The sequence below is a fragment of the Nguyenibacter vanlangensis genome, from assembly GCF_038719015.1.
GTDB lineage: Bacteria > Pseudomonadota > Alphaproteobacteria > Acetobacterales > Acetobacteraceae > Gluconacetobacter > Gluconacetobacter vanlangensis.
Window position 1 is genome coordinate 116346 of sequence record NZ_CP152276.1, and the last position, 19522, is coordinate 135867.

At 68.1% G+C, this 19522-nt stretch carries 19 protein-coding genes; 8 read left to right on the top strand and 11 right to left on the bottom strand.

The window, feature by feature from the left end; translation table 11 throughout:
• The 3 genes from AAC691_RS00540 to AAC691_RS00550 form a co-directional block, all read right to left on the bottom strand.
• Nucleotides 1-900, bottom strand: a complete 900-nt coding sequence (locus AAC691_RS00540) for a LysR family transcriptional regulator (protein ID WP_342628613.1) — start codon at nt 898-900, stop codon at nt 1-3.
• A gap of 347 nt (nt 901-1247) precedes the next feature.
• Complete coding sequence (gene chrA, locus AAC691_RS00545) at nt 1248-2687, bottom strand: chromate efflux transporter (RefSeq protein ID WP_342628614.1); 1440 nt, start codon at nt 2685-2687, stop codon at nt 1248-1250.
• A complete protein-coding gene (locus AAC691_RS00550) occupies nt 2684-3664 on the bottom strand; it encodes a chromate resistance protein ChrB domain-containing protein (RefSeq protein ID WP_342628615.1) in 981 nt (326 codons plus the stop codon). The genes chrA and AAC691_RS00550 overlap by 4 nt, the downstream gene beginning before the upstream one ends.
• Before the next feature lie 193 nt (nt 3665-3857).
• On the opposite strand from AAC691_RS00550, the gene AAC691_RS22240 reads away from it, so the two are divergent.
• The 4 genes from AAC691_RS22240 (at nt 3858) to AAC691_RS00570 (ending at nt 6928) form a co-directional block, all read left to right on the top strand.
• Entirely contained in the window at nt 3858-4304 is a 447-nt protein-coding gene (locus AAC691_RS22240; RefSeq protein ID WP_408906084.1) for a DUF1259 domain-containing protein, read from the top strand.
• A gap of 43 nt (nt 4305-4347) precedes the next feature.
• On the top strand, nt 4348-5577 hold the full coding sequence (locus tag AAC691_RS00560; protein ID WP_342628617.1) for an IucA/IucC family protein: 1230 nt from the start codon (nt 4348-4350) through the stop codon (nt 5575-5577).
• A gap of 132 nt (nt 5578-5709) precedes the next feature.
• Nucleotides 5710-6435 (top strand): SDR family NAD(P)-dependent oxidoreductase, encoded by a 726-nt coding sequence (locus AAC691_RS00565; protein WP_176638782.1) that lies wholly within the window; start codon nt 5710-5712, stop codon nt 6433-6435.
• 139 nt (nt 6436-6574) lie between these two features.
• Nucleotides 6575-6928, top strand: a complete 354-nt coding sequence (locus tag AAC691_RS00570; protein ID WP_323990804.1) for an ArsC family reductase — start codon at nt 6575-6577, stop codon at nt 6926-6928.
• A 29-nt stretch (nt 6929-6957) separates the two neighbouring features.
• Here AAC691_RS00570 and AAC691_RS00575 read toward each other — a convergent pair whose 3' ends face one another.
• Both AAC691_RS00575 and AAC691_RS00580 read right to left on the bottom strand, forming a co-directional pair.
• A complete protein-coding gene (locus AAC691_RS00575) occupies nt 6958-7167 on the bottom strand; it encodes a heavy metal-associated domain-containing protein (protein WP_342628618.1) in 210 nt (69 codons plus the stop codon).
• Nucleotides 7164-9617 (bottom strand): heavy metal translocating P-type ATPase, encoded by a 2454-nt coding sequence (locus AAC691_RS00580; protein WP_342628619.1) that lies wholly within the window; start codon nt 9615-9617, stop codon nt 7164-7166. The genes AAC691_RS00575 and AAC691_RS00580 overlap by 4 nt, the downstream gene beginning before the upstream one ends.
• 250 nt (nt 9618-9867) lie before the next feature.
• On the opposite strand from AAC691_RS00580, the gene AAC691_RS00585 reads away from it, so the two are divergent.
• Entirely contained in the window at nt 9868-10179 is a 312-nt protein-coding gene (locus AAC691_RS00585; RefSeq protein WP_342630096.1) for a hypothetical protein, read from the top strand.
• 21 nt (nt 10180-10200) lie between these two features.
• Here AAC691_RS00585 and AAC691_RS00590 read toward each other — a convergent pair whose 3' ends face one another.
• Nucleotides 10201-10770: an HNH endonuclease gene (locus tag AAC691_RS00590; RefSeq protein ID WP_176641278.1), complete on the bottom strand. Its 570-nt coding sequence runs from the start codon at nt 10768-10770 to the stop codon at nt 10201-10203.
• A gap of 174 nt (nt 10771-10944) precedes the next feature.
• Here AAC691_RS00590 and gluQRS point away from each other — a divergent pair, with 174 nt between their 5' ends.
• The 3 genes from gluQRS (at nt 10945) to AAC691_RS00605 (ending at nt 14483) form a co-directional block, all read left to right on the top strand.
• Nucleotides 10945-11889 (top strand): tRNA glutamyl-Q(34) synthetase GluQRS, encoded by a 945-nt coding sequence (gene gluQRS, locus AAC691_RS00595; RefSeq protein ID WP_342628620.1) that lies wholly within the window; start codon nt 10945-10947, stop codon nt 11887-11889.
• Between the two features lie 156 nt (nt 11890-12045).
• Entirely contained in the window at nt 12046-13248 is a 1203-nt protein-coding gene (locus AAC691_RS00600; protein WP_342628621.1) for a pyridoxal phosphate-dependent aminotransferase, read from the top strand.
• Nucleotides 13249-13265: 17 nt separating this feature from the next.
• Complete coding sequence (locus AAC691_RS00605; RefSeq protein ID WP_342628622.1) at nt 13266-14483, top strand: pyridoxal phosphate-dependent aminotransferase; 1218 nt, start codon at nt 13266-13268, stop codon at nt 14481-14483.
• A gap of 114 nt (nt 14484-14597) precedes the next feature.
• Here AAC691_RS00605 and AAC691_RS00610 read toward each other — a convergent pair whose 3' ends face one another.
• The 5 genes from AAC691_RS00610 to AAC691_RS00630 form a co-directional block, all read right to left on the bottom strand.
• A complete protein-coding gene (locus AAC691_RS00610; RefSeq protein WP_176641635.1) occupies nt 14598-15143 on the bottom strand; it encodes a Dps family protein in 546 nt (181 codons plus the stop codon).
• 83 nt (nt 15144-15226) lie between these two features.
• Nucleotides 15227-16522, bottom strand: coding sequence for an S-methyl-5-thioribose kinase (gene mtnK / locus AAC691_RS00615; protein WP_342628623.1), 1296 nt, complete (start codon nt 16520-16522; stop codon nt 15227-15229).
• A 39-nt stretch (nt 16523-16561) separates the two neighbouring features.
• Nucleotides 16562-18025 (bottom strand): MFS transporter, encoded by a 1464-nt coding sequence (locus AAC691_RS00620; protein ID WP_342628624.1) that lies wholly within the window; start codon nt 18023-18025, stop codon nt 16562-16564.
• A 120-nt stretch (nt 18026-18145) separates the two neighbouring features.
• Complete coding sequence (locus AAC691_RS00625) at nt 18146-18610, bottom strand: hypothetical protein (RefSeq protein ID WP_342628625.1); 465 nt, start codon at nt 18608-18610, stop codon at nt 18146-18148.
• A gap of 17 nt (nt 18611-18627) precedes the next feature.
• On the bottom strand, nt 18628-19374 hold the full coding sequence (locus AAC691_RS00630) for a hypothetical protein (protein ID WP_342628626.1): 747 nt from the start codon (nt 19372-19374) through the stop codon (nt 18628-18630).
• Nucleotides 19375-19522: the final 148 nt, after the last annotated feature.

A 19522-nucleotide genomic window follows, 5' to 3' on the forward strand; every position in this document is an offset into this window, starting at 1 on the left:
TCAGTCGACGGGGCGCAACCGCCTCTCGTTCAGTTTGGCCGCGAGGAAGTCGATGAAGGCTCGTGCCGCGAAGCGCGTGGCTTTTCCGAGCGGGAAGTAGGCATGGACTTTGATCGGCACCGTCTCCCACTCGGTCAGCAGGCGGACCAGTCTTCCATCGCCAAGCTCGCTTCGACAGGACCAATAACCGATCGATGCGATGCCCATGCCTGCGGCCGCGGCGGCCACCGTCCCCTCATTGTCGCTGAAGAGGGCGGTCGGCTTTGCGACTACCGCCTCTTCCGATCGGCCGTCCCTTACGAATGTCCATGCCGTGCCGACGCTTCCGGCAGGACCTTGGACGATCCTGTGATTGCGAAGCTCCGCGGGGCTTTGGGGATGGCCAGACCGCTCGAGATACGACGGAGCGGCGACGATGATGCGGGGATATGTCGTGAGCAGGCGCGCGGTGGCACTGGAATCCGGCAGGCTTCCTATCCGAATCGCTACGTCAACCGCCTCGCGGACCAGATCCTGGTGCTGATCGCCCATGATGATCTGAAGCTCGAGCTTCGGGTGCTGCTCGGCGAAATCGGGGATGCGTGGAATGATCTCTCGGGCACCGGCGCTGGTCGGCATGCCCACCCTCAACGTTCCTCGCAGGTCGCCCTGCCGCACGCTCTGCTCGGCTTCGTCCAGTTGATCCAGAATCAGCTCGATCCTAGCGAGATACTCGGCGCCGGCTTCCGTGGCGATAACGGCTCGGGTGGTGCGCGCCAGCAGCGACACGCCAAGTTCCGCCTCGAGTTCCGCTACCGCCCGTGACGCCTGGGACTGCGAAATCGAAAGTTCGCGTGCGGCGCCGGAGAAGCTGTTCAGCCGCGCAACTCGGGAGAATATCTTGAGTTGCGCGACGTCCAATCGAGAACTCCGATCCCCTTCCGACATTCGGTCCGCGAGACTATCTCACTCGCGAACGTGCCGCTCCCATCAATCCCGATCCTGCATAGATCATAACCATAGAGCGTGGCTAGAGCATCATCCGACCGGATGGACTCATTCGGTCGGATAAAGATGCTCGATATAACAATGGGCTAGAGCCATATCCGTGAACCGGTGTGAACGGATATGGCTCTAGTGATGTCCTGCATGCCACCGCTGTGCGCCGCATCTATGCCGTGGTCGGCGACAGCCTCGATGGAGGCGGGCGATTGCTGCTTGCGACCGAGTCACCCGCGATGGGCCGAAGACAGTGTGAGGCAATTCGCCTACAATGTTCCAGAAGCCAATCCGTACAACAGGCCGAGCCCCGAGCACAGTGCCAGGGCCGGCAAGATCCCGATCTTCAACCGGAAGAGCGCGACCATGGCGATCGCGGTCAGCGCCAGCGACGGGAGGTTGACGGACGCGAACACGGGCACGTCCAGCGTCATCCCGAGCGCATGCGTCCGGTGCAGCGTGCGGAACAGGACATGCAGGGCAAACCAGACCGCCAGGTTCAGGATCACCCCCACCACGGCGGCGGTGATGGTCGCGAGCGCCGCCGACAGCGCCTTGTTGCCCCGCAGCGCCTCGATATAGGGTGCCCCGAGAAAAATCCATAGAAAGCACGGTGTAAAGGTCACCCAGGTTGTCAGCAGGCCGCCCAGCGTGCCGGCAACCAGCGGATTGAGACCGCCTGGCGCCCGAAAGGCGCCCATGAAGCCGACGAACTGCGTGACCATGATGAGCGGACCAGGTGTCGTCTCGGCCATCCCAAGCCCGTCGAGCATCTCGCCGGGCTTCAGCCAGCCATATGTGTCGACCGCCTGCTGCGCGACATAGGCGAGGACGGCGTACGCCCCGCCGAATGTGACGACCGCCATCTTGGAGAAGAAGACCGCGATGGTGGCGAAGACATTGGCCGGTCCCAGAAGGACAAGCAGGCTGAGGACCGGCGCCAGCCAGAGCAGGGCGAGCGTTGCGCCGATCGTCAGCGCCCAGCGGATGTCCGGCCGGGCATGGGCGGGGATCTCTTCGCCAAGCAGGCTGTCGGCATCCGAAACCGGATGACCGGAACCGGCCTTGTTGTGCCCGCCGCCGGCCAGGAAGGGGGCCAGTCCTGCCCGGCCACCCAGAAACCCGACGAGCGCCGCGCCCAGAATGATCAGCGGAAACGCGATATGGAAGAAGAACATCGCCACGAACGCCGCCGCGGCAAACCCGACCATCATGTCGTTTCGGAGTGCCCGCCTGCCGACGCGCATGACCGCTTCGAGCACGATGGCAAGAACGGCGGCCTTGAGCCCGAAGAACAATGCCTGCACCGCACCGACATGGCCGAAGATCGCGTAGATCCAGCTCAGGACCATGATGGCGATGGCGCCTGGCAGGACGAACAGGGCGCCGGCCACCAGCCCGCCTCGGGTCCGGTGCATCAGCCAGCCGATATAGATGGCGAGTTGCTGCGCCTCCGGGCCGGGCAACAGCATGCAGTAATTCAGCGCGTGCAGAAATCGCGCCTCGCCGATCCAACGCTTCTCCTCGACGATGATGCGGTGCATAACCGCGATCTGGCCGGCGGGACCGCCGAAGCTCAGGGCGGCGACCCGCGTCCAGACGCGAACCGCTTCACCGAACGGCACGCCGTGGGGTGGGGCGCTGCCGGCTGTGCCATCGTCATGTCGCGGCTCTTCTGGCTGTCCATGGGCCGGGTTCCTGCTGGTCATGTCTGTCGTGCCCGGAAATAGGCATATAAATTGTCGAAAATCGTGGCCCCCAGTGCGATCCGCTGATCGTCGTCCCGGTTGGCCATGGCGATGCCGGAGACGAGATGAGCGATGCCGGGCGCCTCCTCGCGGCCGAACTTGTTGTCCTTGAGGTCGATGTCGTGGACGATCTCGCCGATCGCCCGGAGCGCCGGATCGGCGAGTCCGGCACGCGCCGACAACACCTCGAAGCTGCACTGATCGCCTTCGTGGGTGAATTCGCCCTCGAACATGTCGAAACGCAGTTCGCCTTTCCTCGGCGCGTCGCCCTTGCCCGCCACGAAGCGGATGCGCGCCTCGGGATCGATGAAACGGCGGATCAACCAGGCACAGGCGATGCGATCGACATGCACATCCCGGCGTGTCACCCAGGCATGCCCCTGAAGCGTCCGTGTAGTCGTTCGTGCCGCCTTTGACGTGCCGGCCGCCGTATCGTCCGCCGCCTGGGCCTCCAACCCGTCCAGAACGACCTCCAGCGGTTCGCGGCCGCCGGCCCCGAAGAAATCGATGCGCGCGACCGCCGCGACGCGTTTGCGCAGCCGGCGGAGCTGGGTGCGGATGTCCGCCCGCTTGTCCTCGGAGCAGTCGGCAGCAAGTGCGCGGCCGAGGTCCCGCGCCTCGTCAGCGATCGCGTCATAATCGGCGTTACGCGCGGTATCGAACAGGGCGCGCACCTGGGCGTCGGACAGGCCGTCGAGCAGCCGTGCTTCGCACATCATCGCCTCCCCGCCGCCTTCGACGATTTCCTTCAGGAGCCATTCCAGGTCTTCCTGCGTTTCGGCTCCCGCCGGCAGCGCATAGACCGTGCTCTTCACCGCGACCGCGCCGATGCCCTGCAGCCGCCGCCAGATCTTCACCCGGAAATAGGCCGGCTTCGGCGGCAATTGATGGATCAGGAGCAGCCAGGGCTGTCCGGTTCGGGAGGACTCCGCGCTCATGAGGTTTATTTTAGGAGCGCCCCTTGCGGGGTGCAACTGCTGTATCATTTTTCGTTCTGGTGTTGCGGAAACATGATGCGGCCTCCGACCAGCGGAGGGCCACATCACGCGGTTCGTCGACCGGGCGGCGGCGTTCCCGTCGTCCCGCCGGAAGAGGTGTGATCCATTTCTGACGGGCACGGCGCTCATGGCGATGCTCTGGGCTGCCCCGGCCTCTGCCGCGCCCGGTTCCACGCCTGGTCCTGTGCCTGCTTCCGTGTCTGTTCCCTGGGCGGCCGTAGGCGAGACCCTCGGTAAAGCCGGCACTGGCGCTTGGCTCCTGGCTGGCCTTCCTGCCGAAAGGAGGGATGCCATGACGGCGCTGCCGGTCGCCATGGGAACGGGCATCGCGATCAATTTCAAGCCGACAGACGGCGGCAAGGCCGCGATCGCCGGTGATTTCGTGCTGGTCGCATCCGAGGTCAATCCGGTGCTCCGCACGTTGCGGGAGCATGGCATCGCGGTCACGGCGCTGCATAACCACATGCTGAACGATCAGCCCCGCCTGTTCTTCATGCATTTCTGGGCGAACGACGATGCGGGCCGGCTGGCGCGGGGCCTGAAGGCGGCGCTGGACCAGATGAACCTGAAGAAAGGATAGGACCGCCGATATCGCGTGCCGTTCCCTTCGGTGAGGCGTGTCCATGAAACTCGACGCCGTCATCCAGGATCGCCAGGCGCTGCTCTCCATGGAGCGTTATGTCGGCCTGGGCACGAAGACGTATAGTCCGCTGGCGGCACGAACCGAGGCAGGGCCTGCCTACCAGCCGGAAAGCGGGGTGGCGTCGTTCGATCTCGTCACCGTCACGGTGCCCCGGGAGCGGGTCTCCGTGTTCCAGGCGGCTCCTGCCGGACATCTGGCCGAATACTATCTGCGGCCGGACGGCATCCGGTTTGCGATCCATCCCGCGACCTGGGTCATGGAAGGGGTCAAGGAGGGGATTGCGCATCTCGAAGACCTTCGTGCCCTGCCGCGCGGTGCGGCGATCCGGGTCGCGCCCACGGCATCGACCCGCACCGTGCTGACAGTCGGTCCGGAAATGGCGCCGCATTTCCTCAAGCTCCATTATCCGGTGCGGATCTCCCGCTTCAATCGCGGGCTGTTGCGGCGCAACGTCCAGAACAGCGTCGCCATCACGGCGGAGATGGCGCAGGCGCGGTCGGAGCGGTTTGCCTATCTGCCGGAGACGCTGGGCTTCGCTTTCGGCACCGACGAGAAGGCCTGGGGTTTCCTGGTGCGGGAGGTCATTGCCCGGCCGCCCATCGCCGGCCGCTTTCTGATTCCGTGCTTTGCGCTCTATGGGCGGGATATCCGTGCCCCGGACGATCCGCCGCTGCTGGTGCAGATGATCGCGCGGCTGCGCGTCGATCCGGCCGCGTTCGTGGTCAACGAGATCATCGTTCCCGTCATCGCGTTCTGGTGCTGGGGCGCACGTCGTGGCCTGCTGCTGGAATCCCATGCCCAGAATACGCTGATCGAGATCGACCGGGACTTCAGGCCAAGGCGGATCGTGTTTCGCGATTTCGACATCTGGATCGATACGGAAACACGGCGGCGCTGCGATCTCGGCCTGCCGTTCCCCGGGGCGGGGCTTGTGCCGGACGCCGGCCAGTCGATGGAACAATATTACAGCATCGTCTATGACCGCTTTATCGGCCACAATTTCTTCGACTATCTGCTCGATCTGTTGCGACGCTTTTATGATGTGGAAGAAGAGGTCGTTCGACAACGGGCGCGGGCTGCCTTCCACCAATTCTTTCCCGAAGCGCAGCATTTCTTTCCGAAGGACACGGTATTCTATTTCTCGAAGGACGCGCCGCCCGGTCACGAGTTCATGATCGAGGACCTGCGACAGCCTCCGGAATGGCGGTAGCGATCAATCCGTCTCGATTCCTGCATTTCTCTCCGATTTTGCACGTCGGTGCCGATGATGCGGATCCGGTTGCGCATTGGCGTGCGCGGCGTAAAAATGTTGCAGATATCGTGGGAAATGAGGAGTGGCGGTATGGTGGAGAGTGCGACGGGGGATGGGGCCCAGGGCGGTGCCGGGCGGGTGGTCATGATTTCGGGGGCCAATCGCGGGATCGGGCTGGTGCTGGCCGAGGAATTGCGCGGACAAGGGTGGGTGGTCAGCGCGGGGGTGCGGGATCCGGCCGCGTTCTCGCTGGGGGCGCCGCATCTGGTGCATGGGTTCGATGCGACCGCGGGCGGGGCGGAGCGGGACTGGGTCGAGGCGACGGTGGCGCGCTATGGCCGCGTCGATGCGATCATCGCCAATGCGGGCGTGATGATTCCGCATTCGATCCTCGATTGCAGCGAGGACGAGATGAGCCTGATGCTGGAGGTCAATCTGCGGTCGCCGATCCGGCTGGTGCGCGCGGCGTGGCCGCATCTGGCGGCGTGCGGTGCCGGGCGGGTCGTCGTGATTGCCTCGCTGTCCGGCAAGCGGGTGAAATCGGCGGAGTCGGGGCCTTATGCGATGACCAAGCATGCGGCCGTGGCGCTGGCGCACAGCATCAAGCGGACCGGCTGGGCGGCGGGGATCCGGGCGACGGCGGTCTGTCCGGGCTTCGTCGCGACCGACATGGCGCGCAGCATCACCACGCGGGCGGACGAGACGATGACGCAGCCGCAGGACGTCGCGCGCATGATCGCCGCCGTGCTGGACCTGCCCAATACGGCCAATGTTTCGGAATTGTGCATAAGCTGTTCCGAGGAGGATCTTTACTGACCGGGGGAGGGGCCGAGCCGGAGCCGGCACGGTCCGGGCAGGGGATCGTGGCGGGTTGGATGTTGCGCTATAAGGCCGTGCGCGGCCTGATTCGGGTTGGGCGCGGATCGTGGTGAGCGTGACGGAGGGCGGACGGTTTATGGCGCGGTCGGTTGTGATCCATGGGATCAAGGCGTGCGATACGATGAAGAAGGCGCGGTCGTGGCTGGAAACGCATGGCGTGGCCTATGATTTCCATGATTACAAGAGCGGGGGAATCGCGCGCGGCGTGCTGGAGGGCTGGGTGCGGGCCGTGGGCTGGGAGGTCCTGCTGAACCGGGCCGGGACGACGTTTCGCAAACTGCCCGACTCCGACAAGGTTGGTCTGGACGCGGCGCGGGCGGTCGCGCTGATGCTGGCGCAGCCTTCGATGATCAAGCGCCCGGTCCTGGACGTGGACGGGGCGCTGACGGTGGGATTCAAGCCGGAGCAGTACGAGGCGCTGTTCGGCTGAGGATCGCGGCGCCGCGATGACAATGCGGGTTACGCGTGGACGTCGAAGCCGGCGTCCTCGATCGCCGCGCGCAGGGCGGCGGGGCCGGTGCGAGACGGGTCGTAGCTGATGCTGGCCTGGGCCGGGGTGAGGGTGACGCTGGCCGTCGCGACGCCCGGCGTGCGTTCCAGGGCCTTCCGGACCGCGTTGGCGCAGCCGTCGCAGGTCATGCCGTCGATGGACAAAATCAGGTCGGTCATGCCGGGTTCCTTGTGATGGCGGGGATGGCGGGACGCGTGCGGGGTTTCCAGCGATTGAGCAGAAGCGCGTTTGAGACGACCGAGACCGAACTCAGGGCCATCATCGCGCCGGCGATGGCGGGGTTGAGCAGGCCCAGGGCCGCCAGCGGGATGCCCAGCACGTTGTAGACGAAGGCGAAGAACAGGTTCTGCCGCACCTTGGCGAGGGTACCGCGCGAGAGGTCCATGGCGTCGACCAGGCCGCGCAGTTCGCCGCGCATCAGCACCATGTCGGCGGTTTCCAGCGCGATGTCCGTGCCGCCGCCCATGGCGATGCCGATATCGGCGGCGGCCAGCGCCGGGGCGTCGTTGATGCCGTCGCCGAGCATGCCGACGACCTGGCCCGGGGCGCGGCGGCGCTGCACCTCCTGCGCCTTGTCCTGCGGCAGCACGCCGGCGATGACGTCGTCCAGCCCCAGCCGGGCGGCCACGGCGGCGGCGGCGCGCGGATTGTCGCCCGTCAGCATGACCAGGCGGATGCCGCGCGCATGCAGGGCGGCGATGCTGTCGGCGGCGTCGGGGCGGATGCGGTCGGCCAGGGCGAGATGGCCCAGCAGGGTCGTGCCGCGCGTGACGCCGATCAGCGTCTTGCCCTGTCCTTCCAGTGCTTCCAGCCCGTCGCGCGTTGCGCGCGCGTCGCCAGGGCCGTCGGTCCCGCAGCCATTCTCGGCCAGGAAGCGGGGGGAGCCGAGGCGCAGCACGGCGCCGTCCCGGTCCGTGCCCTGGATGCCGTGGCCGGGGATGGCGCGGACGTCGCGGAGCGGCGCGGCGGCCAGGCCGGCCGCCGTGGCGTGGGCGACGATGGCGCGGGCCAGCGGATGTTCGGAATCCCGCTCCAGCGCCAGGGCGGTGGAGAGCAGGGTATCGCGGGACGTGCCCGGGGCCGGGAGGATGTCGGTGAGTTCGGGCTGGCCCAGCGTCAGCGTGCCGGTCTTGTCCAGGATCAGGGTGGTGATCTTGTGCAGCCGTTCCAGGGATTCGGCGGAGCGGAACAGCAGGCCGGCGCGCGCGCCCAGGCCGGTGCCGACCATGATCGCGGTGGGTGTGGCCAGGCCGAGCGCGCAGGGGCAGGCGATGACCAGCACGGCGATGGTGCCGGTCAGCGCGCCCGCCGGATGGCCGCTGACCGCCCAGCCGGCCAGGAAGGTCAGGGCGGCGATGCCGAGCACCACCGGCACGAAGACGGCGGAGACCCGATCCACCAGATGCTGGACCGGATCCTTGCTGCCCTGGGCCTGCTGGACCATGCGGACGATGCGGGCGAGCGTGGTGTCGGCGCCGACCCGCCGGGCCCGGACGCGCAGCACGCCGTCGCGGTTGATGGTGGCGCCGAACACCGGGTCGCCCGCGCCCTTGCCGGCCGGTACGGCCTCGCCGGTCAGCATGGATTCGTCGATGTCGGAGCTGCCTTGCAGGATGGTGCCGTCCACCGGGATGCTTTCGCCCGGGCGGACGATGAAGACGTCGCCGACATGCAGGCTGCCGGCCGGCCGGTCCTGGATCGTGCCGTCGATGTCGAGATGGGCGATCTGCGGCTGCAGGCGCATCAGGCTTTCCACGCCCGCGCGCGTGCGGTCGCGGGCGCGGGTTTCGAGCAGCCGGCCCAGCAGGACCAGGGTGATGACCGTGGCGCCGGACTCGAAATAGAGCGGTCCGGCATGGCCCAGCAGCAGGGTGGCGGTGCTGGCCAGCCAGGCGACGCTGGTGCCCATGACGACCAGCACGTCCATGTTGGCGCCGCCGCCGCGCAGCGCGTTCCAGGCATGGCGGTAGAAATCGCGGCCGCAGATGCCCTGCACCAGGGTCGCCAGCACCCATTGCGCCGGGGGCGGCAGCAGGTCGGGCCGGCCGGCGAACATGGCCCCCATGCCGGCCAGCAGCGGCGCGGTGAGGGCGAGCGACAGCAGGAACTGCCCCGCCTGCCGGCGCCAGGCGGCATGGCGGGCGGGCTGGTCGGTTGTCGCGGCCGGCGCGGTGTCGTTCGCCGATGGCAGGGTGGCGCCGTAGCCGGTCCTTTCCACCTGGCGGATCAGGGCGTCGGGATCGGCCAGCGTGGGCAGATAGTCGATATCGGCGTGGCCGGAGGCGAAGCTGACCTGGGCGGAGACGCCGGGGAGGCGGTTGAGGCCGCGTTCGACCCGCCCGGCGCAGGCGACGCAGGTCATGCCGTCGATCGCCAGGGCGACATGGCGGGTCGGGACGTCGAAACCGGCCTTGCGGATGGCGGCCACCACGTCGTCGAGCGGCGGGGCGCCGTCGCCGCGTTCGATCGTCGCGGCCCCGGCGGCGAAATTCACCGCGGCTTTCGTGCCGGGCAGGCGGTTGAGCAGCCGTTCGATCCGGGCGGCGCAGGCGGCGCAGGTCATCCCTTCGATCGGCAGGGTCAGGGATCGCCCGGTTGTGACGGTCACGGCGTGGCCTCCTGGATTCCGGCGGGCCCATGTGACGGCCGCATGGAATAGGTGCGGTCCGTTGGTCGCGTCGTCAACCGGGGCGGGGGATCCGGCATGGCTGTATTGCGCGAGCGGGTGAGTCGCCGTGCCGCCGGTGCCTGTCGCCGGGACTGGCGCCATGGCGGGCTGGGCGGATGGCATGTGCCGTGCCAGAGATAAGGTGTCGAAAATGAGGTGCCACGGAAAAATGGACAGGCGGGGCAGGGTGATGAAGCGAGCGGGCGGGCTGGGGGTTGCGATGCGGGTGGGCGGGATGTCGTTCGGCGGGCTGGTGCTGCTGGCGGGGTGCGCGCCGGAGATGGGGCGCCGGCCCGGGGACACCGATATTGCCTGCCTGCGGGCGCAGATGGGCACGCCGGTGGCGCAGAGCTTCCCGCTGGCGGCCAATATGTGCCAGCGCATAACGGATCATGGCCTGGTGATCGGGTCCGAAAAGCCGCGGCCCATTCCGTTGAACCTGCGCGGGGCGCCGGACCTGCAGCAATTGGCGGCGTGGTACGGCTATCGCTACACGCGATGAGGGATGATGGCGGCGGACGGGTCAGGTATCGAGTTCGCTGTCCCAGTAGAGATAGTCGCGCCAGCTTTCATGCAGGTAATTGGGGGGAAAGGCGCGACCGTTTTCCTGCAATTCCCAGGTCGAGGGCTGGGAAGGCGTGCGGCGGGGATACATGTGCAGCTCGTGCGGCATGCGCGAGCCCTTCATCAGGTTGCAGGGGCTGCAGGCGGTGACGACATTTTCCCAGGTCGTGCGGCCCCCCTTGCAGCGGGGGATGACGTGGTCGAACGTCAGTTCGTGGGTCGGCAGGCGGTCGAGGCAGTACTGGCAGGAAAAATTGTCGCGCAGGAAGACGTTGAAGCGGGTGAAGGCGGGGCGGCGGGCGGCGGGAATATAGTCTTTCAGCGCGATGACGCTGGGTAATCGGAGGGAGCGGCTGGGGGAGCGGACTTCCTCGTCATATTCGCTGAGGACCGAGACGCGGTCGAGGAAGACCGCCTTGACCGCGTCCTGCCAGGACCAGAGCGAGAGCGGGAAATAGGAAAGCGGCCTGAAATCGGCGTTCAGAACGAGGGCCGGGTAATGCGGACTGCCAGCAAGCAAGGGGCGCATCCTTTCGTGATGCCGCCACACCGTCACCTGGCGTTGTACTCCAAACCGAACGCCAAATGATATGCGCCGTTGAGAACCTGGCGCCTATATCGCAAAATTTGCCCGCTACCGCAAGGGATTGTGCGGTCCTTGGGATGCCGGCAGGCGGCATCGCCGGGCGGGAGAGGGGGAAGAATGGCGGCATCGTCCTGTTTTTGCGATCGAAAGCCGGGATGGGTGACGCGTTTCGCCCCCAGCCCGACCGGGTATCTGCATCTGGGGCATGCGGCGTCGGCCCTGGCGGGGTGGCGGGCGGCGCGCGAGTCAGGGGGGCGTTTCCTGCTGCGGATCGAGGATATCGACTCCGGCCGCTGCCGCCCGGAATACGAGGCGGCGATCATCGAGGACCTGGCATGGCTGGGCATCGGATCGGACGGGGACGTGCGGCGGCAGTCCGACCATCTGGCGGATTATGGGCGGGTGCTGGACGAACTGGCGTCGCGCGGGCTGCTGTATCCGTGTTTCTGCACCCGGGCCGATATCCAGCGCGAGGCGCTGCAGGCGGCGCATGCCCCGCACGCCGCGCCGGACGGGTCGCTGGCCTATGGCGGGACCTGTCGCGGCCTGCCGGCGGCCGAGCGCGCGGCGCGGATCGCCGACGGGGTGCCGCACGTGCTGCGCCTGGACATGGAGGCGGCGGTGCGCCAGGCGGGGGCGGACGTGATGCGCTGGCACGAGCGGGGGGCCGGGGGACGGCGTGAGCGCGTCGGCGCGTCGGTGCGGCCGTTCGGGGACATCGTGCTGGCGCGCAAGGATCGTCCGGTGTCGTACCATCTGTGCGTGACCCATGACGATGCTTTGCAGGGCGTCAGCCTGGTAACGCGAGGCGAGGATCTGCGCCCCGCCACCGCGCTGCACCGGCTGCTGCAGGAGCTGATGGGCTGGCCGGCGCCGGACTATGCACATCATCCCCTGAAACTGGACGCGCAGGGGCGGCGGCTGGCGAAGCGGGACCGGGCGCTGACGCTGCGGGCCATGCGGGCGGCGGGGCATGATGCGGAGGCGGTGCGGCGCGCGGCGCTGGGGCAGGACGCGCCGTCGATCGGGGGAGGGCCGGCCGCGGCGGGGACGGCGGCCTGAGAGGATGGCTGCCCGGGAGAAAGAAGGGCACGGGGGAATGGCTGGGGTGCGGCGATCCGCGGTTTCCTTGGGCGTGGGTTCGCATTACGGTGGCGGGGACGGGGCCGGGTGCGGAGCCCGCCGCGTTTCCCCCTGATTTTCTGGATCTTCGGTATCATGGACCTTATCGCCGCGCGTCTGAACAAGATCAGCCCCAGTCAGACGATCGCCATCTCGACCAAAGCGCGCGCCCTGAAGGCTGCCGGCAGGGACATCATCAGCCTGTCGGCCGGCGAGCCGGATTTCGACACCCCGCGCAACATCAAGGATGCGGCGATCCGCGCGATCGAGGGCGGAGAGACGAAATATACCGACGTGGCCGGGACGCCGGCGCTGCGCCAGGCGGTGGCGGAGCGGTTCCGCATCGATTCCGGGCTGGATTACACGTCCGACGAGATCATCGTGTCGTCCGGCGGCAAGCAGGTGATCTATAACGCCATGGTCGCCACCCTGAACCCGGGGGACGAGGCGATCATCCCGGCGCCGTGCTGGGTGTCCTATCCCGACATCGTGGCGCTGGCCGACGGCGTGCCGGTGATCGTGCCCTGTGCCGCGGAGAACGGGTTCAAGCTGCGGGCCGCGGACCTGGAGGCGGCGATCACGCCGCGGACCAAGTGGTTCTTCCTGAATTCGCCGTGCAATCCGACGGGGACGGCCTATTCCGCCGAGGATCTGCGCCCGATCTGCGACGTGCTGCTGCGGCATCCGGATGTCTGGATCTTTACCGACGATATCTATGACAAGCTGGTCTATGACGGGTTCGTGCCCGCCACGATCGTGCAGGTCGAGCCGAAGCTGCGCGACCGGACGGTGACGATGAACGGCGTGTCCAAGGCCTATGCCATGACCGGCTGGCGCATCGGCTTTGCCGGCGCGCCGGCGGTGCTGACCAAGGCGATGAACAAGCTGCAGAGCCAGTCGACCTCGGGCAGTTCGTCGATCAGCCAGGCGGCGGCGCTGGAGGCGCTGTCGGGGCCGCAGGATTTCATCGCCGACATGGTGCAAGCCTATGTCGCGCGGCGCGACCTCGTGGTGGGGATGCTGAACCAGGCCAGGGGCCTGACATGCCACCGGCCGGAAGGCGCGTTCTATGTCTTTCCGTCGATGGAGGGCTGCCTGGGCAAGGTGAGCGCCGGGGGGACGGAGATCGTGGATGACGAGGCCTTCGTCACCGCGCTGCTGGAAGAGGAGGGGGTTGCGGCGGTGCATGGCGCGGCGTTCATGTTCGCCGGGCATTTCCGCGTGTCCTATGCCACCGATACCGAGAGCCTGCGCGAGGCCTGCATGCGCATCCAGCGCTTCTGCGCCGGGCTGCGCTGACGGGGGCGGAGGCGAGCATGACCGATGCAGGGGGCCCGGGGTTTGCCGGGCGGATGGCGCGGCTGGAGGCGCCGGCCACCATCGCGATGTCCATGCGGGCCCGCGCGATGCGCGCCGAGGGGCATGACGTGCTGTCCCTGGCGCTGGGCGAGCCGGATTTCGCGACCCCGGCGGCGGTGATCGAGGCCGCGCATCGCGCGGCGCTGGACGGGCAGACCAAATATCCGCCCGTGGACGGCACGCCCGCCCTGAAGGCGGCGATCGCGCGGAAATTCGCCCGCGAGAACGGGCTGGAATACGCGCTGTCGGACCTGATCGTGTCGAATGGCGGCAAGCAGGTGATCTTCAACGCCTTCATGGCGACGATCGACCATGGGGACGAGGTCGTCATTCCCGCGCCGTACTGGGTGAGCTATCCGCTGGCGGCGCGGCTGTTCGGCGGCGTGCCGGTCTTTGCCGAATGCCGCGAGGCCGACGGGTTCCGCCTGACGGCGGCGGCGCTGGAGGCGGCGATGTCGCCGCGCACGCGCTGGGTGGTGCTGAATTTTCCCTCGAACCCGACCGGGGCGGTGATGGGCCTGGCGGACATGGAGGCGATCGCCGCCGTGCTGCGTCGCCATCCGGGGGCCTGGATCCTGTCGGACGAGATTTACGAGCATCTGGTGTTCGACGGCGCCCGGCATCATTCGATCGCGGCGGTGGCGCCGGACCTGAAGGGGCGTATCCTGACGCTGAACGGGGTGTCGAAATCCTATGCCATGACCGGGTGGCGGGTCGGCTATGCCGGCGGGCCCCCGGGCCTGATCCGCGCGATGGCGCGGGTGCAGGGCAACGCGACCTCGGGCGTGTGTTCGGTGGCGCAGGCGGCGGCGGCGGCGGCGCTGGACGGGCCGGCGTCGCTGGTGGCCGAGATGCGCGACACCTATGCGCGGCGGCGGCGCATGGTCGTCGAGGCGCTGCGGGCCGTTCCCGGCCTGACCTGCGCGATGCCGGACGGGGCGTTCTATGCCTTTCCGGGCATCGCGGCCTGCATGGGCCGGACCAGCGCGGGCGGGCGGATGCTGCGCACGGACGAGGATTTCGCCATCGCCCTGCTGGAGGAACAGCGCGTGGCCTGCGTGCAGGGCAGCGCCTTCGGGATGGGGCCCTATCTGCGTCTGTCCTGCGCGACCGGCGACGACGTGCTGATGGAATGCTGCGCGCGGATCGCGGAATTCGTGGGCGGGCTGGACTGAGGACTCCGCCCCGGCCGCGCACGAAATTCCATCTATTTTCTTATGGAAACAAAAGGTTTCCAAAGGCCCCCGGCCTTTGGCGGGGTCCAGGGGCAGCGCCCCTGGGTCGAAAGATCAGCTATTGGCGCCGAAGGCGGGACGGGTGGATTCGAAGAGGAACCAGGTCCGGCGTTCCGTCTCGTCGATCCAGTTTTCCAGCAGGCTGGCCGTCGCCACGTCGTTGCCCTCGTCGCAGAGGACGTGGACTTCGCGCATGCGCGCGGTCAGGGCGAGATTGTCCTCGCGCAGTTCGGACAGCATGTCCTCGGGCGTGACATACTCGGCGTCATTGTCGGCGATCTTCGTCAGCCGGCCGATCTCGCCGACCGAATGCAGGGTCGTGCCGCCGATCTTGCGGGCGCGTTCGGCCAGCGGATCGGTCATGGCGAAGATCTGGTCGCTCTGTTCGTCCAGCAGCAGATGGTAGTCGCGGAAATGGCGGCCGCTCATGTGCCAGTGGAAATTCTTGGTCTTGATATAGAGCGCGAAGACGTCGGCGAGGAGCGCGCGCAGTCCGGCGCTGATATTCTGCACCGCGATCGGGTCCAGATTGGACGGCGTTCCCAGATAGGTGTGGGCGTGGGCCTTGCCCGCGTCGGCAGTCTTGAATTTGTTCGTCACAGCGACCTCCCTTGAACGGCGTGTGCCTGCAATAACTGGAATGGCGCGGGGCAGTTGGCAAGCGGGGCGGTGCGTTGCCGCCGCTATACCTTGGTATGCCGGGCGGCTTGGGCGTGCCGGCGGGCGAGGGCGAGGAGCGCGTCGGTGGTGCCGGTCCGGTCCGGGTCGGCCAGCAGGTCGCGCGCCAGGCGCAGGGCGGCGTTTTGACGGTGTGCGCGGTGGGCGCGGTCGGGGGCGAGGTCGAAATCCGGGACATGGGCGTAGCCGAGGATGCGGCGGATGATCTCGGTGGCGGCGAAGCCGACCATGTCGGATTCGATGTCGCGCAGCAGGTCGTCCTGGGCCTGGCGCAGCAGGGACGGGTCGTGCCCGAACAGGTCGGCCGGGACGGCGTCGCCGGCGGTCCCGGCGGCGATGGCGTCGCGCCACAGCGTGGTGAAGTCGGTCCGGAACGTGGTCCAGAATCGCGCCACGTCGCGCAGGATGCGGGTTTCGGCGTCCGCGTCGCCGCGGGCGAACAGGTGCATCAGCAGATTGCCGACGAACAGGCCGCAATCGAAGCCGATCGGGCCGGGGAGGGCGAATTCGCCGTCGATGATGCGTGTCTCGGCCTGGGTTTCGGCCTGGTTTCCGCCTGTGGAGACCATGACCGAGCCGGTGTGCAGATCGCCATGCAGCAGGGCCTGGCGGCAGGTCAGGAAGCGTGCCTGAAGCGCACCGACGCGGCGGCGGACCGCCGGGTCGGCGCGGATCTCGGCAGCGATGGGGTCGAGTTCGGGGCTGAGCCAGTGATTGCGCGGGTGGACGCGATACGGGTCGGTCAGGACCAGATCGACGGTGATGCGGGTCAGGGTATGGTTGCGCGCGAAGGGTTCGAGCAGGTCGAACGCGCGTTCGAACGGCAAGGCGAGGGGAGAGGTGTGGAAACAGGCGCGGGCGACGAAGGCGCCTACCGCGCGGGCCGCGTCGGGCCAGTCGCCGCCCTGCATCAGCCCGTGGCGCAGCACCACGTGCCGGTCGAGGCTTTCGACCACCAGCACGAACAGGTCGGGGTCGAAATGCAGGATGTCGGTCGTCAGGTCCCCGACATGCGGGCGGACGGCGCGGAGATAGGCGGCTTCGAACGCGGTGCGGTCGAGCGGCATCTTCCAGTCCGGATCGACCCGGACATGGGGCAGGGATTGCTTGACGCACACCCCGCCCGCCGGGCCGCCGATGAGGAAGACGTTGTTGAGATTGCCGTCGCTGACCTCGCGCACCCGCCATGCGCCGGGCGGGCCGCCCAGCCGCGCCGCCAGGGCCGGCTGGGCGGCGAGGACGGCGCGGATGCCGTCGGCGTCGAGCGTGCGGTAGGCGGGCGGAGGCGCGTGTCGGGTCATGCGCCCCTCTTTACTTCACCGGCGGCGCGGCGTCATGCGCTACAGCATGCTGGACAGGGGCGGGGCGATATGTTCCAGCGAGCGGCCTTCGGCATCGACGCCCCAGCGGACGGCGACGGCGGCGGCGGCCAGCATCAGCACGGCGGCGGCGGCATAGCCGGCCGAGAGGGCCCCCAGGCTGCCCTGCCCGATCAGCCAGCCGAACAGCAGCGGCGCTGCGACGCCGCCGAACAGCGTGCCCAGCGCATAGAACAGCGCGATGGTCAGCGAGCGGATTTCGAGGGGGAAGATCTCGCTGGCGGTCAGGTAGGCGGCGCTGGCGGCGGCCGAGGCGAAGAAGAAGATCGCGACCCAGAACAGGGTGAGCAGGCGCGCATCCAGCGCCCCGATGGAGAACAGCCAGGCGACGGCGGCCATCAGCAGGCCGGCCAGCAGGTAGGTCAGGCCGATCATGTAGCGGCGCCCCACCGTGTCGAACAGGCGCCCGAGCAGCAGCGGGCCCAGCAGGTTGCCCATGGCCAGCGGCAGGATATACAGCCCCACCCGGCCGTCGGGGACGTGGCCGTAGCGGGTCAGGACCAGGCCGTAGGTGAAGAACACGGCATTGTAGAGGAAGGCCTGCGCGGCCATCAGCACCAGCACGTAGCCGGCGCGGCCGCGATAAGGGCCGATGATGACCCGCAGCGCCTCGTGCAGTCCGAACGTGCCGGCGGGGTAGATCGACACGGTTTCCAGCGTTTCGGTGATATGGCCCGGGCCGCCGTGGCGGGTTTCGATCCATGAGACGATGCGAGTGGCTTCGTCGATCCGGCGGTGGGTCATCAGCCAGCGCGGGCTTTCGGGGACCCAGCGGCGGAGCGTGACGACCGCCAGCCCCAGCAGGGCGCCGAGGGCGAAGACGACCCGCCAGCCGGTGGCCACCGGCAGAACGCTGCCCTGAAGCAGCACGGTCGAGGCGCCGGCGCCCAGCGCGGCGCCCGCCCAGAACGTGCCGTTGACGATCAGGTCGATCCGGCCGCGCAGGCGGGCGGGCATCAATTCGTCGATGGCCGAGTTGATCGCCGAATATTCGCCGCCGATTCCGAGCCCGGTCATGAAGCGGAACAGGGCGAAACTGGCGAGGTTCCACGACAGGGCGGTCAGTCCGACGCCCGCGATATAGAAGGCCAGCGTGACGGTGAAGATCTGGCGTCGGCCGAGCCGGTCGCTGAGCCAGCCGAACAGCAGCGCGCCGATCACGGCGCCCGCGACATAGGCCGATGCCGCGCCGCCGATGTCGGTGGCCGAGAGGCCCAGCGTGTCGTGACGTTGCAGGACGGGCGCCACCGAGCCGACGACGGTGACTTCGAGCCCGTCCAGCACCCAGGTGATGCCGAGCGCCACCACCACGAGCAGGTGGAAGCGCGACCAGGGCAGGCGGTCGAGGCGCGCGGGGATGTCGGTGATGACGGGGAGATGCGGAAGCGCGCGGTTGAAGCGCGACCGGGTGGATGTTCCTGTCATGTATGACGTGATCCTGACGAGGGCGTTACGGTTGCTTGTTGCTTGGAGGCTGTTTTCGTAAGCCTCTTATGTCTTATTTCGCCAACAGGTCATGTAGCGGGTCGGTCGCGCCGGGCGGCATCATGTTCGTGTGAGCGGCCGGGCCGCGACGCGGATTTCCGCGATCAGGCCGGGCAGCAGGACAAGGGCCACGGCCGGGCCGCCCAGCCAGCCGGCCGCCAGCGCCGTCGCCGCCGCGCCCCCCGTCAGCAGGCGGGCGCCCGTGCCGGGTGCCTGCGAAAAATGGGCCAGCAGGAACAGCACGGCATTCAGCGCGCAGAGTGCCGCGGCCCCCAGCGCGCGCGCCGGGTGGCGCGGCAGGCCGGCCCCCATGCCGCCCATTACATGGTCCAGGCGCGCGGCATGGTCGCTGTTGCCGGCCATGCCGAACAGGAAGGAGAACGGCAGCGCCAGCACGCCGAACACGTCGCGCAGCAGCAGGAGCAGCCCGTCAAGCAATGGACCCATCATCAGCATGGCGATGGCGGCGGCCGTGCTGGCGACGACCGTGACGATGGCGAACCGGCCGCCCGGAGCGGGAATCATGTCCGTGTGAAGAGCGGTTATTTCTTCTTGATCCACCATTTCACCGGCTCGGGTTCTGGCGCCTCGACCTGGGCGACGACGCGGCGTGGACGGCCGACCCGTGGGAGGGGCGCCGGCATGGCCGCCGGGGCGAATCCATGAGCGACGCCGGGAGCGACCTTGGGGGGAGCGACCTTGGCCGACGCGGGGGCCGGCTGCGGCCGGCGGGCCAATTGCTGTTCGAGGCGCGCGATGTCGGCGCGGGCGGCATGCAGGCTGGCCTTCAGGGCCAGGATTTCCTCGTTGCGGCTTTCGATGCCGGCCTGGGCCTCGGCCAGCACGATGTCGGCATGGCCGGCGCGGGTTTCCATCGAGCGCAGGCCGGCCTGGGCGTCGTGGCAGGCGCGTTCGGCATCCTCGCGCAGTTTCTGTTCCTGGCGCAGCAGGTGGCGGAGACGTTCGAGTTCGGCATTCTCCTCGGACGGCGCGTGCAGCGCGCGGGGCGAGGGGCGGGCGATGGCGTGATGCTCGACCCGGACCTCGCCGTCCTGGACGAACTTGCGGCGGCGCTGCGCCGGTTCGAACCCGCGGGACGGGCGCGACGCCGGCTGGGCGGCCGCGGATTGGTGCGTCGACGGGGACGGCGGCTGGGATGTGGCCGGCCGCTTGGAGCCGAGACGGGCCAGGGCGAGACGCAGGGCCTCTTCGCTGACCTCATCGCGATCGTCGACGTCGGCCGGCTCCGTCTCGCCGGATAATGGATGCGTTTCGTTATATACGGACACTGTAAAACTCTCGAAATATCAAAGAGGGAGACATAATCCGGTTTCGGCCCGGGACAGGGTCAGGCGGTACGCGCCGTATGGCCTGGATTTAGTCGATCACTGTGTCAATCACTGTCTGGCACTGTCACTGTCTGGTGGGCACTGTCTG